This is a genomic window from Streptomyces sp. ERV7 (genome assembly GCF_001653515.1).
GTDB lineage: Bacteria > Actinomycetota > Actinomycetes > Streptomycetales > Streptomycetaceae > Streptomyces.
Window position 1 is genome coordinate 906,457 of record NZ_LYOY01000001.1, and the last position, 16,953, is coordinate 923,409.

Consider the following 16,953-nt stretch of genomic DNA (forward strand, 5'->3'; position numbering starts at 1 on the left):
CCCATATACGGTACGGGCACAGTCCGCGCGTACACGCGTCCCAGCCCACTACACCGCACAAGGAGACCACCGGTGGTCAGCAGCGATCAGCGCCGGCGCCAGCTCGCCCGGGAGAAGTTCGAGCGTCAGCAGCAGCGCCGCGAGTCGGCCCGCCGCAAGGCCAAGCGCCGCAACACCGTCATCGCCGCCGCCCTCGCGGTGGTCGTCGCGGCGGGCGGGGCGGCCTTCGCCACGGGAGCCTTCGACGGCGACGACAAGAAGAAGTCGGACGCCGCCTCCCCCTCCGAGACCCCGACGCCCCCGGCGAGCAAGGACTCGGCTCCGGAGCCGAAGATGGCGATCGACCAGAAGGCCTCGTACACGATGTCGCTGAAGACCAGCGCCGGTGACATCGCGTTCAAGATGGCGGCGGCGAAGACCCCGCACACGGTCAACTCGTTCAAGTCCCTCGCCGACAAGGGCTACTTCGACAACACGAAGTGTCACCGGCTGACCACGCAGGGCATCTTCGTCCTCCAGTGCGGCGACCCCAAGGGCGACGGCACCGGCGGCCCCGGCTACACCATTCCGGACGAGAACCTGACGGGCCTGGGCAAGGCGGGCGCGGACGGCACGGTGACCTTCCCGGCGGGCACGGTCGCCATGGCCAACACCAGCCAGCCGCACACCGGCGGCAGCCAGTTCTTCCTGGTCTACAAGGACACCAAACTGCCGCCCAGCTACACGCCGTTCGGCACGATGGACGCCGCCTCGCTGAAGGTCGTCGAGGAAGTGGCGAAGGCCGGGGTCGCCGGCGGCGCCGGGGACGGCGCGCCGAAGACGGCCGTCACCATCACGAAGGGCGCCGTCAACAAGGACTGACCCGCGGAATTCGGCCGCGCTGAGTGCGGACGGCCGGGCGGCCGGTCGCCTAGATTGGCGTTGTGCAGCGCGGGCTGACATCGCGTTGTGGAGGGCGGGCGAGGCCCGTCCCGGAAACTGTGGACGATGCCACGAGGGCCGAACCCCTCGCGCAGGCATCATGTGGAGGAGGCGCTGTGAGCAGCGACCCGTGGGGCCGCGTCGACGAGACGGGCACCGTGTATGTGCGTACAGCCGAGGGCGAAGTCGTCGTCGGATCGTGGCAGGCGGGGACTCCCGAGGAGGCCCTGGCCTACTTCGAGCGCAAATACGAGGGCCTGGTTGTCGAGATCGGCCTCCTCGAACGACGGGTGAGGACCACCGACCTGTCGGCGAAGGACGCCCAGACCGCGATCGACCATCTGCGCACCCAGGTGGACGAGCACCACGCGGTGGGCGACCTCCAAGCGCTGCGGGGGCGGCTCGACAAGCTCGTCGAGACCGTCGAGTCGCGGCGCGAGGAGCGCAAGGTCCAGAAGGCCAAGCAGACCGACGAGGCCAAGCACGCCAAGGAGGCGCTCGTCACCGAGGCCGAGGAGCTGGCGCAGAGCGAGCAGTGGCGCTCGGCCGGCGAGCGGCTGCGGGCGCTCGTGGACACCTGGAAGGGCCTGCCCCGGCTCGACCGGAAGTCCGACGACGAGCTGTGGCACCGCTTCTCGCACGCGCGCTCGGCGTTCTCCAAGCGCCGCAAGGCGCACTTCGCGTCGCTGGACGCGCAGCGCGAGGACGCCCGCAAGGCCAAGGAGAAGCTGGTCGTCGAGGCCGAGTCGCTGTCCTCGTCCACGGACTGGGGCACCACGGCGGCCCGCTACCGCGAGCTGATGGCGGACTGGAAGGCGGCGGGCCGCGCCCAGCGCGAGGCCGAGGACGAGCTGTGGAACCGCTTCCGCGGCGCCCAGGACGTCTTCTTCGCCGCGCGCGGCGAGGTCTTCGCGGAGCGCGACGCCGAGCAGACCGAGAACCTGAAGCTCAAGGAGGAGCTGGCCGTCGAGGCCGAGAAGCTCGTCCCGGTGACCGATCTGAAGTCGGCCCGCGCCACCTTCCGGGGCATCAACGAGCGCTGGGAGGCGGTCGGCCACGTACCGCGTGACGCGCGTCCCAAGGTCGAGGGCCGGATGCACGCCGTGGAGCGGGCCCTTCAGGAGGCCGAGGAGTCGGAGTGGCGCCGCACCAACCCGGAGGCACGCGCGCGTGCCGCGGGTCTGACGGGCCAGCTCCAGGGCGCCGTCGACAAGCTGCGCGGCCAGATCGACGCGGCGCGTGCGGCGGGCAACAACGCCAAGGCCGACAAGCTCGCCAAGGAGCTCGAGGGCCGTCAGGCGCTGCTCGACCAGGCTCTGAAGGGGCTTGAGGAGTTCGGCGGCTGACACCGTTCCCGACGGGTGTACGTACGAGGGCCCGGCCGTGATGTCACGGCCGGGCCCTCGGCGTATGTGTCGTCGTCACGCGGCCGGGCCCACTCCTCTGCTCCCCCGCTCCAGCGTGTCCAGCGCGTGCCGCAGCACATCGCAGGCCTGGCTGTGGTTGCCGGCCGACTGGAGGAGTTCGGCCAGCCGGCGGCAGACGGTGAGGGCTTCGGGGCCGAACCTCTTGTGGGTGAGGTGGAAGGCGTTCTCCAGGACCTCGATCGCCTGGTCGTCGAGGCCCGACTCGGTGAGCAGTTCGGCGAGCTCCAGATGGACGATGACGGCGTCGCCCTCGGCGTCGGGCACCCGGTTCTGCAGGATCATCCGCAGTACGGGCAGCGCGTCCCGGCCGCGCCCCACCGATCTGAGCAGCCGGGCCAGTTGGAGCCCGGAGGAGATCATCGCGGCTTCGACCTCGGCGTCCATCACGGGTCCGGCCGGGACGCCCGGGTCGCCCTTGGCGCGGTTGCGCACCAGCGGCAGCCGCCCCACGTCGTTCTCCTGGCTGCGCTGCGGGCGCGGCCGGTTCCGGGCGCCGAGCCGGGCGTCCACGGCCCGGTAGAGGGTCTCCAGGTCCAGGGTCTCCGGCGCGTCCGGCAGCCCCTGGCGCAGGACGTGCAGCAGCTCGCCGGTGAAGGCGGTGTGTCTCTCCCCGTCCGGGGCGAGCGCCACATGGTCCTTCGGGGAGGCGGTGAGGACGTACGCGCCCTGGATCCCGGCCTGCGCGGCGAGGGCGTTGGGGGTGCCGAGGGTGCGGGCCGCGCGTCCGCTGAAGCAGCAGTCGAGGACCACGACCTTGCGCCGGGCCGGGGAGGCGAGGATCGCGGCCCGCAGATGGCGGTACTCGACCGCCGTGTACCCGGCGCCTTCGCGGGATCCGGTCAGGGCCACGTACAGGTCGGCGGACTCGGAGTCCCGCAGGCCGTGGCCGCAGTAGTAGACCAGCAGCGTGTCCTGGGCCCGCTCGCCGGCCGCGTACACCGGGTCGAGGAGGGCGGCCGGGGTCTCCGGCTCGGCCACCGTCAGTGTGTGCGCCTCGGGCAGCCCCCAGACCGTCGAGTCGCGCAGGACCTTCGCCAGGTCCTGGAGGTTGGACTCCACGGCGGGCAGCTGGGGCAGATGCAGATAGCCGGCGGTGCCGATCAGTACGGCGGCCGACGCCGAGGGGTCAGGCAGATCCGCCGTCACCGGACCGCTCCTCACCCGCCAGCAGTGCGGTGATCCGCGCGAGCGTGGCCGGGTCCGCCCCGTTGAGCTCGATCTCCACGTCGCCCCTGCGCACCACGACGGCCGGGGCGGTGCGGCGGGCGGATCTCCACTGGCCGACGGCGAGCGCCAGCTGGCCCGCTCCGAGCCCGCCGCTGACCACCAGCGACATGACGTCGAGCAGGGCGCCCATGTGCTCGGGGTCGGGCGGCCGTGAGCTGCCGAGCGTGCCGTGCACGGCCCGGCCGACCTCGTCGTCCGCGTGGAGCCACCGCAGCAGGGACCGCAGCTCCGCTTCGGGGTCGGCGGCGCCGCGCACCCGGATCTCGATCTTCGACACCGGTTCCTCGGTTCCCTTCGGCGATCGGTTCTTTCGGGGGTGCGCGGGTGGGCGCCGCGTCACTCTTGCTCACGGGCGGCGAGCACAGGCGTCACCACCGCGGACACCTCCGCGAACTTGGCCACCGCCTCGGGGCCCGCGCCGAGCCGGGCCAGGCACACGCCCTGCCAGTACACACAGGCCAGCGTGGTGGGGTGGTCGGGGCCGAAGGAGGCGCGGCTGACCTCGGCGACCGTGCTCAGCAGCCCGATGGCCTCCTCCAGCGAGCCGCGCAGCACCAGGTTGACGGCCTCGCGCTGGCGGGCCTCCGCGACGGAGGGCGTCATGGCCCGCAGGATCTGGTGCCTGGTGGCGCCGCTGAGCGCGAGCACGGAGGTGGCGAAGCGCCGCTCGGCGGCTGCCGCCGGCTCCGGGCCGGGTGAGGAGTCCGCCTCCTCGGCGAGCGCTGTCCCGGGGGCGCGGTGGACGTGTCCCGTGTCTTCCGTCCCGGGCCGCCAGGTGGGGGCGGCCCGGGGCAGGGGCGGCCCGGCGGTGGCGGCCTCGGCCGCGGGCGGCCCGAAGTCCCGCACGGCCCGTCTGCGCAGGTATCCGGTGACCGCGTCGTCCACGAGCTCCGCGGCGTTGGGCGGGCAGCGGAGCCGTTCCAGCGCCTGCGCCGCGGAGGGCCGTGCGGCCGGGTCCTTGGCCATCAGGTCGGCGACGAGCTCGGCGAGGTCGTCCGGTATGCCCGGCATGCCCTTCAGCGGGGCCGGCGGCTCATGGACGATCTTGTAGAGGACCACCAGCGCCGACTCACCGCCGTAGGGCTGGGCGCCGGAGAGCATCTCGTGCACACAGACACCGAGGGCGTACAGGTCCGAGTGCACCCCGAGGCGTTCGCCGCGCACGACCTCGGGCGCCATGTACGAGGGTGTGCCGACCACCATTCCCGTCGCGGTCTGCCGTGAGGTGTCGAGCAGGTGGGCGATGCCGAAGTCCTGGAGGACGACCCGGCCGGTCCGGGTGAGGTGGACGTTGCCGGGCTTGACGTCCCGGTGCAGGATGCCCGCCTCGTGCACGGCGCTGAGCCCCGCGCACACCCCGCTCGCGACGGCCCGTACCAGGGCGTGCGGCAGCCGGCCCTCCGCGTCGATCAGGGTGCGCAGATCGACGCCCTCCAGGAGTTCCATGACGAGGAAGGGCGCGTCGTGGTCGAGGCCCACGTCGTGGACGACGACCGTGTTGGGGTGGGCGATCCGGGCCAGCGCGTGCGCCTCCCGCTCGAACCGGACGCGCATCTCGGGGCCGGCGAGGCCGGAGCGGATCATCTTCAGGGCCACGCGCCGCCCGAGCGCGGTGTCCATGGCCTCCCACACCTCGCCCATGCCACCGGAGCCCAGCCGCGTGAGCAGCTCGTACCGCTGGTCGATCACGGTCGGCTCGGCCATGTCACCCCCTGTGCCCGAGTCCCCCGATCATCACCCTCAACGCCCTTGCCGGGCAAGGGGATTGGGCAAGTCGGGGGACCCGGAAAGGGGTTACGGCCTGCGCGCCGACGTCACCCGGTACACGTCGTACACACCTTCCACTCCCCGCACGGCCTTCAGGACGTGGCCGAGGTGCTTGGGGTCGCCCATCTCGAAGGTGAAGCGCGAGGTGGCCACCCGGTCGCGGGAGGTCTGGACCGCCGCCGACAGGATGTTGACGTGCTGGTCGGACAGGACGCGTGTGACGTCCGACAGGAGCCGGGAGCGGTCCAGCGCCTCCACCTGGATGGCGACCAGGAAGACCGACGACTGGGTGGGCGCCCACTCGACTTCCAGGATCCGCTCCGGCTGCTGCGAGAGCGAGTCCACGTTGACGCAGTCCGCGCGGTGCACCGAGACACCGCTGCCACGGGTGACGAAGCCGATGATCGGGTCGCCGGGGACGGGCGTACAGCAGCGGGCCAGCTTGACCCACACGTCGTCGACGCCCTTGACCACCACGCCCGGGTCGGCGTTGGCCCGGCGCTTGCTGCGCCCGCGCGAGGGCGGCGCCGACTCGGCGATGTCCTCGTTGGCCGCCTCCTCGCCGCCGAGCGCCTGCACCAGCTTCTGGACGACGCCCTGCGCGGCCACATGGCCCTCGCCGATCGCCGCGTACAGCGAGGAGATGTCGGGGTAGCGCATCTCGTGGGCGAGGGTGACCAGGGAGTCGCCGGTGAGGATCCGCTGGATCGGCAGGTTCTGCTTGCGCATGGCGCGCGCGATGGCGTCCTTGCCCTGCTCGATCGCCTCGTCGCGGCGCTCCTTGGAGAACCAGCCGCGGATCTTGTTGCGGGCGCGCGGCGACTTGACGAAGCCCAGCCAGTCGCGCGAGGGTCCGGCGCCGGCCGCCTTGGAGGTGAAGACCTCGACCAGGTCGCCGTTGTCCAGGGTCGATTCGAGCGGCACCAGCCGTCCGTTGACCCGTGCGCCTATGGTGCGGTGGCCGACCTCGGTGTGGACCGCGTACGCGAAGTCGACGGGCGTCGCACCCGCCGGGAGCGCTATGACGTCGCCCTTGGGGGTGAAGACGAAGACCTCGTTGCGCGACAGGTCGAAGCGCAGGGACTCCAGGAACTCGCTGGGGTCCTCGGTCTCCTTCTGCCAGTCGAGCAGCTGGCGCAGCCACGCCATGTCGTTGATGTGGTCGTCCTTGCCGGCCTTCTTCGGTACGTCGGTGCGCACCTTGGAGGCGCCGGCGACGGCCTCCTGCTTGTACTTCCAGTGCGCGGCGATGCCGTATTCGGCGCGCCGGTGCATGTCGAACGTACGGATCTGGAGCTCGACCGGCTTGCCGTTCGGGCCGATGACCGTCGTGTGCAGCGACTGGTACATGTTGAACTTGGGCATCGCGATGTAGTCCTTGAACCGCCCCGGAACCGGGTTCCAGCGGGCGTGGACCGTGCCCAGCGCCGCGTAGCAGTCGCGGACGGTGTCCACCAGGACGCGGATGCCGACCAGGTCGTAGATCTCCGCGAAGTCACGGCCGCGGACGATCATCTTCTGGTAGACGCTGTAGTAGTGCTTGGGGCGCCCGGTGACGGTCGCCTTGATACGGGCGGCGCGCAGGTCGGACTGGACCTCGTCGGTCACTATGGCCAGGTACTCGTCGCGCTTGGGCGCGCGCTCGGCGACCAGCCGGACGATCTCGTCGTACATCTTGGGGTAGAGGATCGCGAAGGCGAGGTCCTCCAGCTCCCACTTGATGGTGTTCATGCCCAGGCGATGGGCAAGCGGAGCGTAGATCTCCAGGGTCTCGCGGGCCTTCTTCTCCTGCTTCTCCCGCTTGAGGTAGCGCATGGTGCGCATGTTGTGCAGGCGGTCCGCGAGCTTGATGACCAGGACGCGCGGGTCCTTGGCCATGGCGACGACCATCTTGCGCACGGTCTCGGCCTGCGCGGCGTCGCCGAACTGGACCCGGTCGAGCTTGGTGACGCCGTCGACGAGCAGGGCGACCTGGTCGCCGAAGTCGCGGCGCAGGGTGTCCAGGCCGTACTCGGTGTCCTCGACGGTGTCGTGGAGCAGCCCGGCCATCAGGGTCGCCGGGTCCATGCCGAGCTCGGCCAGGATGGTGGTGACGGCGAGCGGGTGCGTGATGTACGGGTCGCCGCTCTTGCGCTTCTGGCCGCGGTGCCAGCGCTCGGCGACCTGGTAGGCCTTCTCGACCTGGCGCAGCGTGGCGGTCTCGATCTTCGGGTCGTTGCTGCGCACTATCCGCAGCAGCGGCTCCAGAACCGGGTTGTACGCGGAGGAGCGCTGCACACCGAGGCGGGCGAGCCGGGCGCGGACACGGTTGGAGGAGCCGGCCGAGCGGGACACCGGGCCGGCGGGCGCGGCGGGCTTGGCGGCCGGGGCCGCCGCCAGGGGTCGCTGGGGCGTCTGCGGCGTGACCGGCTTGGGCTCCGCCGCGGGCTGCTCGGGCGCGGCGGGGGCCGCCGTGGCCTGTTCGGCCTGCTGGTCGGGCCGCTCGGCGGAGAGTGGCTGGGCCTCGTCTGGCAAGAGCGCTCCTCGTGCGGATCCGGGTCCCCCGGTCAGGCCCGGAAATCCCATGGTATCGATCCTGGGCGGCCGGTTCGTGCCGGGCGGGTGTGACAGCCCGTGTGGGGGAAACGCGGGAGGCGGGTTCCTCCGGCGCCCGCCTCTTCGTGTTCGCTGCCCTGGTCAGAGCGTGATGAGAGCCTCCAGCGGGGCCCCGCGCAAGGCGGGTTCCAGCCGGTCGCGCCCGGCCAGGAAGCCGAGCTCCATCAGGACGGCCACTCCGGCCACCTCGGCTCCGGCCCGCCGGATGAGCTCCAGGGACGCCTCGGCCGTGCCGCCGGTCGCCAGCACGTCGTCGATGACCATGACGCGGTCGCCCGCGGCCAGGTCCTCGGCGTGCACCTCGATCTCCGCCGTGCCGTACTCCAGCTCGTACGCCTGCGAGAGCGTCGCTCCGGGGAGCTTGCCCGCCTTGCGCACGGGGATGAAGCCGATGCCGGCGCGGACCGCGACCGGGGCCGCCAGGATGAAGCCGCGCGCCTCCAGGCCGACGATCTTCGTCGCGCCGTGCCGTACGCACAGCTCGGCGAGGGCCTCGGTCAGGGCCGTGAAGGCGGCCGGGTCCGCGAGCAGCGGCGTGATGTCCTTGAACAGCACGCCGGGCTTCGGGTAGTCCGGTACGTCACGGATGCGGCTGAGCAGCAGCTCCTGGGTGGAGACCGTCATCGCCGCTTCCCCCGGTTGTTGCGGGAGGGCTGACGGCGCTGGCCGACGACCGCACCGGCGGTCGCGGTGTCCTCCGCGTCCTCGGCGCCGTCCTGCTCGCCGTCGCGCGGCTCCTCGGCGGTCTCGCCCTTGGCCGCGGCGGCGGCCCGCTTGGCGAGCACCCGCTTCTTGAGGGCCTTCATCTGCGGGTCGCGCTCCTTGAGGTCGGCGACCAGCGGGGTGGCGATGAAGATCGAGGAGTACGCACCGGCCGCGAGGCCGACGAACAGCGACAGCGAGATGTCGTTCAGCATGCCGGCGCCGAGGACGCCGCCACCGATGAACAGCAGGCCCGCCACCGGGAGCAGCGCGACGACCGTGGTGTTGATGGAACGCACCAGGGTGCCGTTGAGGCTCTTGTTCGCCATCTCGCTGTAGGTGAGCCTGGTCTGCTTGGTGATGCCCCGCTGGCCCTCCTTGAGACCGTCGAAGACGACGACGGTGTCGTACAGCGAGTAACCGAGGATGGTGAGCAGACCGATCACGGTGCCCGGGGTGACCTCGAAGCCGACCAGCGCGTAGACACCGACGGTGATCGTGATGTCGTGGATCAGCGCGACCAGGGCCGCGAGCGCCATGCGCCACTCGAAGGCGATCGCCAGATAGATCACCACGAGGACCATGAACACGATCAGACCGGTCCATGCCTTGTTGGCGATCTGGTCGCCCCAGCTCGGACCGACGAGGTCGGCGTTGATGTCCTCGGCCGGGACCTTGAGCTCCTTGGAGAGCTCGCTCTTGATCGCGTCCGACTTCGCGGTGTCGATACCGCTGATCTGGATGCGCAGGCCCTTGTTGCCGAGCTTCTGGACGATCGCGTCGTGGCCGGAGGCCCGCTCCGCGACCTCCTCGGCCTGGGCGACCGAGGCGCTGGTCTTCGGGGTGGTGAAGACCGCACCGCCCTCGAACTCGATACCCATCGTCAGACCCCGCACCGCCAGGCCGAGGATGGCCGTGATGGTGATCAGGATCGAGATGCCGTACCAGATCTTCCGCTTGCCGACGAAGTCGTAGCCGACCTCACCGCGGTAGAGCCGGGCGCCGAGATGACCGAGTCGCGACATCTCACGCCTCCTTCGGGTCGGTGGGGGCGGAGGAGGTGCGGCGCGCGCGGCGCAGCGGCGGCTTGGCGCCGAGCCGCTTCGGGTCCAGACCGGACCACGGGTGGCCGGAGGCGAAGAACTTCTTGCGCGCCAGGAGCGTCATCACCGGCTTGGTGAACAGGAACACCACGACGATGTCGAGCAGGGTGGTCAGGCCCAGCGTGAACGCGAAGCCCTGGACCTTGCCGACGGTCACGATGAACAGCACCGCGGCGGCGAGGAACGACACGAAGTCGGAGACCATGATCGTGCGCCGCGCGCGGGGCCAGGCCCGCTCGACGGCCGGGCGCAGGGTGCGGCCCTCGCGGATCTCGTCCCGGATCCGTTCGAAGTACACGATGAACGAGTCCGCGGTGATACCGATGGCGACGATGGCGCCACAGACCGCGGGCAGGTTCAGCGCGAAGTTGATGGCTGGACCGAGCAGCGCCATGATCACGTACGTGAGGACCGCGGAGACCACGAGGCTCAGGATGGCGACCAGCGCCAGACCCCGGTAGTAGAGCACCAGGTAGATGATGACCAGCGCCAGACCGATGGCACCGGCGATCAGACCGGCGTGCAGCTGGTCGGCGCCGAGCGCGGCGGTGACGGTGGTGACGCTCTGCTCCTCGAAGGAGAGCGGCAGGGCGCCGTAGGACAGCACGTTCGCCAGGTCGGTGGCGGAGCGCTGGTTGAAGCTGCCGGAGATCTCGGCGCTGCCGCTGAGCGTCTGGCTCACCGACGGGGCGGAGACGACCTGGTTGTCCAGGGCGATGGCGAACTGGTTCTGCGGGGACTGCTGCTTCGACAGCTTGCCGGTGATCGACTGGAACTTCTTCGAGCCCTTGCCCGTGAAGTCCATCTGGACGATCCACATGCCGCGCTGCTGGTCGATGACCGCCTTGGCCTTCTTGACGTCCGTACCCTCGATCTCGGCCGGGCCGAGGATGTACTTGGCGTCACCCGTCTGGCTGCAGGCCGCGATGGTGTCGGTGGCCTTGCTGGCGAAGGCGGCCTTGGCGCGGGACTCCTTGGTGGAGCAGTCGAGCGCCTCGAAGTCCTTCTGGAGCTTGGCGACGGCGGCCGCGTCGTTGGCCGGCGGCGGCGTGGTGCCCGGCGTCGTACCCGGCTTCGGGGTGGCCGGCGGGGTGGTCTTCGGGGACGGCTTGCCGTCCGCCTTCAGGGCGTCGGTGAGGGCACGGCCCTGCGGCGTCGACTTCGCGCTCGGCTTGGCCGACGGCGTCGAGGACGGCTTGTTCTTGTCGCCGTTCTTGTCCGCGCCCTTGCTGGCCGAGGGGCTCGGCGTGGTGCTGGGCTGGGGCTTCGCCGGGGTGCCGGCGGCGACCGTCAGGACGGGCCGGAAGTAGAGCTTGGCGGTGGTGCCGACCTGCTGGCGGGCCTGCTCCGAGTTCGTCCCCTTGGGGATGTTGACGATGATGTTGCGATCGCCCTGGGTCTGGACCTCGGCCTCGGAGACACCCAGGCCATTGACACGACGGTTCATGATCGAAACCGCGGTGTCCATATTGGCCTTGTTGATCGCCTTCTCCTGGCCGGGCTCGGCCTTCGCCTTGAGCGTGATGCTCGTACCGCCGGCGAGGTCGATGCCCAGGCGAGGCGTGTTGTGCCCGGAGGCGAACATGCCGCCCGCGAGGGCCACCATGGCGATCAGGAACAGGACGAGGGTGCGCCCCGGCCTGCCCTGGGCCCCCGCCGGCCTTCGGCCCTTCTTCGGTGCTGCCACCTTGTCGATTCTCCCTGTCCAACCGCCCGCGCCGGGTGTGCGTCTGGGCGGCCACGAAGTGTTGTGGGGACGTCCCCCGTGGAAGTCACCACCCTCGGCGGGACCGGCGGGCGCGGGTGGGCGCCCAGCGGTCCCCGAGAGTGGTTACTTCGCGTCCGACTCGCCGTCTGCCTTGCCGTCCTTGGGCGCGGCGGCGTCGTCCGCCTCGTCCTTCTTGCCCAGGTCGATCTTGTCCGCCGGGGCGGCCTCGGCCGCGTCGGCCGCGTCCTCGGCGCTCTCGGTCAGCGACGAGGCATCGTCCGGCACGGCCGGGAGGTCGGACGACTCTTCCGAGTCGCCGTGCACGATGCGGTTGTACTCCTCGTCGGAGAGGACCGCGCCGATCGCGTTCTTCGCGTAGACGGCGTGGACGCCCGGCGCCACCTCCAGATGGACCGTGTCGTCGCCGATCTCCTTGACGGTGGCGTACATGCCGCCGATGGTGCGGACGCCGGTGCCGGGCTGCATCTCACTGCGCATGGAGGCGGCCTGCTGCTGCTTCCTCTTCGCCGAGCGGGTCATGAGGAACATGGCCCCGATGAGGACGATGAAGGGGAGAAGGGTCACGAGACTCACGGGACGAACTTCCTTCGCACGACCGCGCAAGGAGTGCGGCCTGATCTGGGGGTGGGTATGCCGACCGGCAAATACGAGGGCGGCATCGGCGGAGTCTAAGCGAGTCCGCACAGCTGGAACAACGCCCAGCATCCCACCCGGGTTCCTCCCGGTGCACCCACCCGCGCCGTCACGGCCCGAAGAGCCCCTGTTGTCCGCTTCCTGAGACACCGCCCTGGCCCTGCTGGGGCGGGACGAGGCCCAGGTGCGCCCAGGCGGCGGGGGTGGCGACGCGGCCGCGCGGGGTCCGCGCGAGCAGGCCTTCCCGTACCAGGAAGGGCTCGGCCACCTCCTCGACGGTCTCGCGCTCCTCCCCCACGGCGACCGCCAGCGTGGACAGACCGACCGGGCCGCCACCGAACAGTTTCAGCAAGGCCTGGAGGACCGCCCGGTCCAGGCGGTCCAGGCCCCGGCCGTCCACCTCGTACACCCCGAGGGCCGCCTCGGCGATCTCTCGGGTGATCACGCCGTCGGCCTTGACCTGCGCATAGTCCCGGACGCGGCGCAGCAGCCGGTTGGCGATACGGGGCGTTCCGCGCGAGCGGCCGGCGATCTCCGCCGCGCCCGCCGGGTCGATCTCCACGTCGAGGAGGCGGGCCGAGCGGTGGATCACGCGCTCCAGCTCGGCCGGCTCGTAGAACTCCATGTGCCCGGTGAAGCCGAAGCGGTCGCGCAGCGGGGGCGGCAGCAGCCCCGCGCGCGTGGTGGCGCCGACCAGGGTGAAGGGGGGCAGCTCCAGCGGGATGGCGGTGGCGCCGGGGCCCTTGCCGACGATCACGTCGACCCGGAAGTCCTCCATCGCCATGTAGAGCATCTCCTCGGCGGGCCGCGACATCCGGTGGATCTCGTCGAGGAAGAGGACCTCGCCCTCCTGGAGGGAGGAGAGGATCGCGGCCAGGTCCCCCGCGTGCTGGATCGCCGGGCCGCTGGTGATGCGGATGGGGGCGCCCATCTCGGCCGCGATGATCATCGAGAGCGTGGTCTTGCCGAGGCCTGGGGCGCCCGAGAGCAGCACGTGGTCGGCGGTGGCGCCGCGCGCGCGGGCGGCCCGCAGCACCAGGTCGAGCTGCTCGCGGACCTTCTCCTGGCCGACGAACTCCTCCAGGTCCTTGGGGCGCAGGGCGGCCTCGACGGCCTGGTCCTCGCCGTCGGCCACCGAGTCGACCAGCCTCGGGTCGGTGGCGTCGGCTCCGGTCTCGTCCCAGTTCATCAGTGTGGTTCTCTCGTCGGCTCGGTCAGCGGGCGCGGTTGAGGGTCTGCAGCGCGGCCTTCAGGAGCGCTCCGATGTTCGGGGACTCGGCGGCCTCGGCCTGCGGGGCCACGGCGGAGACCGCCTCGTCGGCCTCGCGGGTCGCGTACCCGAGGCCGATCAGGGCGGCGTGCAGCTGGTCGCGCCAGCCCGATGTGACGGGGGCGCCGACGGGCGGGGCGCTGCCCACGGGCGCGCCGAGCCGGTCCTTCAGCTCGATGAGGAGCTTCTGGGCGCCCTTCTTGCCGATGCCGGGGACGGCGGTCAGCGCCTTCTCGTCGCCGGTGGCGAAGGCCCGGCGCAGCGCGTCCGGCGTGTGCACCGACAGGACCGCCTGGGCGAGCCGGGGGCCCACTCCGTTGGCGGTCTGGAGCAGCTCGAAGACCTGCTTCTCGTCGTCGTCCGCGAAGCCGTACAGCGTCAGCGAGTCCTCGCGCACGACCAACGACGTGGCGAGCTTGGTGTGTTGGCCGATGCGCAGACCCGCCAGGGTGTTCGGGGTGCACTGGAGGGCCATGCCGACGCCGCCGACCTCGACCACCGCGGTGTCGGGGGCGAGGGCGGCGACCGGGCCGCTGACGAAGGCGATCATCGCGTGACCTTCTTTACGGAGAGTTGGGCACGGCGGGCCTGCTCGTGCGCCTGCTGCAGGCGGTTGACGGCGGGGGCGCGCCAGATGTGGCAGATGGCGAGGGCCAGCGCGTCCGCCGCGTCGGCCGGCTTGGGCGGGGCGTCCAGTCGGAGGAGGCGGGTCACCATCGCCCCGACCTGGGCCTTGTCGGCCCGGCCGCTGCCGGTGACGGCGGCCTTGACCTCGCTGGGGGTGTGCAGGGCGACCGGGATGCCGCGGCGGGAGGCGCACAGCATCGCGACGGCGCTGGCCTGGGCGGTGCCCATCACCGTCCGCACGTTGTGCTGGCTGAACACCCGCTCCACGGCGACGAATTCGGGCCGGTGCTCGTCCAGCCACTGCTCCATGCCCTGCTCGATGGCGACCAGGCGGTGGCCGAGCTCGGCGTCCGCCGGCGTGCGGACCACGCCGACGCCGAGCATCGTCAGCGGACGGCCCGCCACGCCCTCGACGACACCGACCCCGCACCGGGTCAGCCCCGGGTCCACGCCCAGTACGCGCACGCGCCCTCCCCTCGCTGATCTTTGACTTCACGCCAGGCTATCCGCTGCCACCGACAACGGCGGCGGGCCGGGTGGGATGTGTCCGGCCGGTGGGATGTGTCCCACCGGCCCGCCGAAAACGCCCGCCCGAGGCGGCGTTACGCGTCGACCTTCTCCATGACCTCGTCGGAGACGTCGAAGTTGGCGAAGACGTTCTGCACGTCGTCGCTGTCCTCCAGCGCGTCGATCAGCTTGAAGATCTTGCGCGCGCCCTCCTCGTCCAGCTCGACCTGCATGGTCGGGACGAAGTTGGAGTCGGCCGAGTCGTAGTCGATACCGGCCGTCTGGAGCGCGGTGCGCACCGCGACCAGGTCGGTGGCCTCGGAGATGATCTCGAAGGACTCGCCGAGGTCGTTGACCTCTTCGGCGCCGGCTTCCAGGACGGCGTCCAGGACGTCGTCCTCGGACAGTTCACCCTTGGGCAGCACGACGACGCCCTTGCGGTTGAACAGGTACGAGACCGAGCCCGGGTCGGCCATGTTGCCGCCGTTGCGGGTCATGGCGACGCGGACGTCGGAGGCGGCACGGTTGCGGTTGTCGGTGAGGCACTCGATGAGCACCGCGACACCGTTGGGGCCGTAGCCCTCATACATGATCGTCTCGTAGTCGGCGCCGCCGGCCTCAAGACCGGCGCCGCGCTTGAGCGCGGAGTCGATGTTCTTGTTGGGCACCGACTGCTTCTTCGCCTTCTGCACGGCGTCGAAGAGGGTCGGGTTGCCGTCGATGTCGGCGCCGCCGGTGCGGGCCGCGACCTCGATGTTCTTGATCAGCTTCGCGAAGAGTTTGCCGCGCTTGGCGTCGATCACGGCCTTCTTGTGCTTCGTCGTAGCCCATTTAGAGTGGCCGGACATCTGCCTGTCTCCTTCGCGTAACCAATTCTGCGTCGTTCGCCAGAGATCCTACCGGGAGCCGGTCACCGGGCGTCGCGCACCATGTCCACGAAGAGCGCGTGCATCCGGTGGTCACCGGTCAGCTCGGGGTGGAACGAGGTCGCGAGCGCGTTGCCCTGGCGCACCGCGACGATGTGGCCGCCGTGCTCCGCGAGGACCTCGGCCTGTGCGCCGACCGACTCGACCCAGGGGGCCCGGATGAAGACGCCCTCGACGGGGCCGACACCGTCGACCTCGACGGTGGCCTCGAACGACTCGTTCTGCCGGCCGAAGGCGTTGCGGCGCACGATCATGTCGATGCCGCCGATCGTCTCCTGGCCCGAGCGCGGGTCGAGGATCTTGTCGGCGAGCATGATCAGGCCGGCGCAGGTGCCGTAGACGGGCATGCCCTCGGCCACGCGCGCGCGCAGTGGCTCCATCAGTTCGAAGAGGACCGCGAGCTTGGAGATGGTGGTGGACTCGCCGCCGGGGATGACCAGGCCGTCCACCTCGGCGAGCTCCTCGGGGCGCCGGACCGGCCTGGCCACGGCGTCCGCCGCGGCCAGGGCGATCAGGTGCTCCCGTACGTCGCCCTGAAGGGCCAGGACGCCTATGACGGGTGTGGTGCTCATGTCCTTCGGTACCTGTGCCTTACCAGCCGCGGTTGGCGTAGCGCTCGGCCTCGGGGAGGGTGTCGCAGTTGATGCCGACCATGGCCTCGCCCAGGTTGCGGGAGGCGTCCGCGATGATCTTCGGGTCGTCGTAGAAGGTGGTGGCCTTCACGATGGCGGCGGCGCGCTTGGCCGGGTCGCCCGACTTGAAGATGCCGGAGCCGACGAAGACGCCCTCGGCACCGAGCTGGCGCATCAGCGCGGCGTCGGCCGGGGTGGCGACGCCACCGGCGGAGAACAGCACCACCGGGAGCTTGCCGAGCTCGGCGACCTCCTTGACGATCTCGTACGGGGCGCGCAGCTCCTTGGCGGCGGCGAACAGCTCGTTGTTGTCGAAGCCGCGCAGCTTGGCGATCTCGTTCTTGATCTGGCGCAGGTGGCGGACGGCCTCGACGACGTTGCCGGTGCCGGCCTCGCCCTTGGAGCGGATCATGGCCGCGCCCTCGGCGATACGGCGCAGGGCCTCGCCCAGGTTGGTGGCACCGCAGACGAAGGGGGTGGTGAACGCCCACTTGTCGGAGTGGTTGACCTCGTCGGCCGGGGTGAGGACCTCGGACTCGTCGATGTAGTCGACGCCGAGGGACTGCAGCACCTGGGCCTCGACGAAGTGGCCGATGCGGGACTTGGCCATGACCGGGATGGAGACGGCCTCGATGATCTCTTCGATCATGTTGGGGTCGGACATCCGGGCCACGCCGCCGTCCTTGCGGATGTCGGCCGGGACCCGCTCCAGGGCCATGACCGCCACGGCGCCCGCGTCCTCGGCGATCTTCGCCTGCTCGGCGTTGACCACGTCCATGATCACACCGCCCTTGAGCTGCTCGGCCATGCCGCGCTTCACGCGCGCGGTGCCGGTCTCGGGGTTCTGGGCGCTGCTGGAGAGGGTGCTGGACACGGGACCTCACTGG

The 16,953-nt window shown here is 71.0% G+C and carries 16 protein-coding genes; 2 read left to right on the forward strand and 14 right to left on the reverse strand.

Annotation, left to right across the window (positions count from 1 at the left end; translation table 11 throughout):
- Window positions 1–72 precede the first annotated feature (72 nt).
- A complete protein-coding gene (locus A8W25_RS04025) occupies window positions 73–861 on the forward strand; it encodes a peptidylprolyl isomerase (protein ID WP_067155814.1) in 789 nt (262 codons plus the stop codon).
- 176 nt (window positions 862–1,037) lie between these two features.
- A complete protein-coding gene (locus tag A8W25_RS04030) occupies window positions 1,038–2,267 on the forward strand; it encodes a DUF349 domain-containing protein (protein ID WP_067155817.1) in 1,230 nt (409 codons plus the stop codon).
- Window positions 2,268–2,342: 75 nt separating this feature from the next.
- On the opposite strand, the gene A8W25_RS04035 is transcribed toward A8W25_RS04030, so the two are convergent.
- The 14 genes from A8W25_RS04035 to pdxS all read right to left on the reverse strand — a co-directional run bounded on the left by A8W25_RS04035 (window position 2,343) and on the right by pdxS (window position 16,940).
- On the reverse strand, window positions 2,343–3,494 hold the full coding sequence (locus A8W25_RS04035; protein ID WP_067155820.1) for a caspase, EACC1-associated type: 1,152 nt from the start codon (window positions 3,492–3,494) through the stop codon (window positions 2,343–2,345).
- Window positions 3,475–3,852 (reverse strand): effector-associated constant component EACC1, encoded by a 378-nt coding sequence (locus A8W25_RS04040; protein WP_067155823.1) that lies wholly within the window; start codon window positions 3,850–3,852, stop codon window positions 3,475–3,477. Before A8W25_RS04040 ends, A8W25_RS04035 begins: the two co-directional genes overlap by 20 nt.
- Window positions 3,853–3,911: 59 nt before the next feature.
- On the reverse strand, window positions 3,912–5,279 hold the full coding sequence (locus A8W25_RS04045) for a serine/threonine-protein kinase (RefSeq protein ID WP_067155826.1): 1,368 nt from the start codon (window positions 5,277–5,279) through the stop codon (window positions 3,912–3,914).
- A gap of 90 nt (window positions 5,280–5,369) precedes the next feature.
- A complete protein-coding gene (locus A8W25_RS04050) occupies window positions 5,370–7,856 on the reverse strand; it encodes a RelA/SpoT family protein (protein WP_067155828.1) in 2,487 nt (828 codons plus the stop codon).
- Window positions 7,857–8,018: 162 nt separating this feature from the next.
- Window positions 8,019–8,561: an adenine phosphoribosyltransferase gene (locus A8W25_RS04055; protein ID WP_067155831.1), complete on the reverse strand. Its 543-nt coding sequence runs from the start codon at window positions 8,559–8,561 to the stop codon at window positions 8,019–8,021.
- Complete coding sequence (gene secF / locus A8W25_RS04060) at window positions 8,558–9,664, reverse strand: protein translocase subunit SecF (RefSeq protein ID WP_067155834.1); 1,107 nt, start codon at window positions 9,662–9,664, stop codon at window positions 8,558–8,560. The genes A8W25_RS04055 and secF overlap by 4 nt, the downstream gene beginning before the upstream one ends.
- Window position 9,665: 1 nt before the next feature.
- Window positions 9,666–11,429: a protein translocase subunit SecD gene (gene secD / locus A8W25_RS04065; protein ID WP_067155838.1), complete on the reverse strand. Its 1,764-nt coding sequence runs from the start codon at window positions 11,427–11,429 to the stop codon at window positions 9,666–9,668.
- A gap of 144 nt (window positions 11,430–11,573) precedes the next feature.
- Complete coding sequence (gene yajC / locus A8W25_RS04070) at window positions 11,574–12,044, reverse strand: preprotein translocase subunit YajC (protein WP_067155841.1); 471 nt, start codon at window positions 12,042–12,044, stop codon at window positions 11,574–11,576.
- 169 nt (window positions 12,045–12,213) lie between these two features.
- The gene (gene ruvB, locus A8W25_RS04075) at window positions 12,214–13,293 is read right to left on the reverse strand and encodes a Holliday junction branch migration DNA helicase RuvB (RefSeq protein ID WP_067155844.1); all 1,080 of its coding nucleotides are present in this window, start codon (window positions 13,291–13,293) and stop codon (window positions 12,214–12,216) included.
- Between the two features lie 25 nt (window positions 13,294–13,318).
- Window positions 13,319–13,924: a Holliday junction branch migration protein RuvA gene (gene ruvA / locus A8W25_RS04080; protein WP_067155847.1), complete on the reverse strand. Its 606-nt coding sequence runs from the start codon at window positions 13,922–13,924 to the stop codon at window positions 13,319–13,321.
- Complete coding sequence (gene ruvC / locus A8W25_RS04085) at window positions 13,921–14,466, reverse strand: crossover junction endodeoxyribonuclease RuvC (RefSeq protein WP_067155850.1); 546 nt, start codon at window positions 14,464–14,466, stop codon at window positions 13,921–13,923. Before ruvC ends, ruvA begins: the two co-directional genes overlap by 4 nt.
- A gap of 137 nt (window positions 14,467–14,603) precedes the next feature.
- The gene (locus tag A8W25_RS04090; protein ID WP_067155853.1) at window positions 14,604–15,356 is read right to left on the reverse strand and encodes a YebC/PmpR family DNA-binding transcriptional regulator; all 753 of its coding nucleotides are present in this window, start codon (window positions 15,354–15,356) and stop codon (window positions 14,604–14,606) included.
- Window positions 15,357–15,418: 62 nt separating this feature from the next.
- The gene (gene pdxT, locus A8W25_RS04095; protein ID WP_067155856.1) at window positions 15,419–16,006 is read right to left on the reverse strand and encodes a pyridoxal 5'-phosphate synthase glutaminase subunit PdxT; all 588 of its coding nucleotides are present in this window, start codon (window positions 16,004–16,006) and stop codon (window positions 15,419–15,421) included.
- Window positions 16,007–16,025: 19 nt separating this feature from the next.
- On the reverse strand, window positions 16,026–16,940 hold the full coding sequence (gene pdxS, locus A8W25_RS04100; protein ID WP_067155859.1) for a pyridoxal 5'-phosphate synthase lyase subunit PdxS: 915 nt from the start codon (window positions 16,938–16,940) through the stop codon (window positions 16,026–16,028).
- Between the last annotated feature and the right edge of the window lie 13 nt (window positions 16,941–16,953).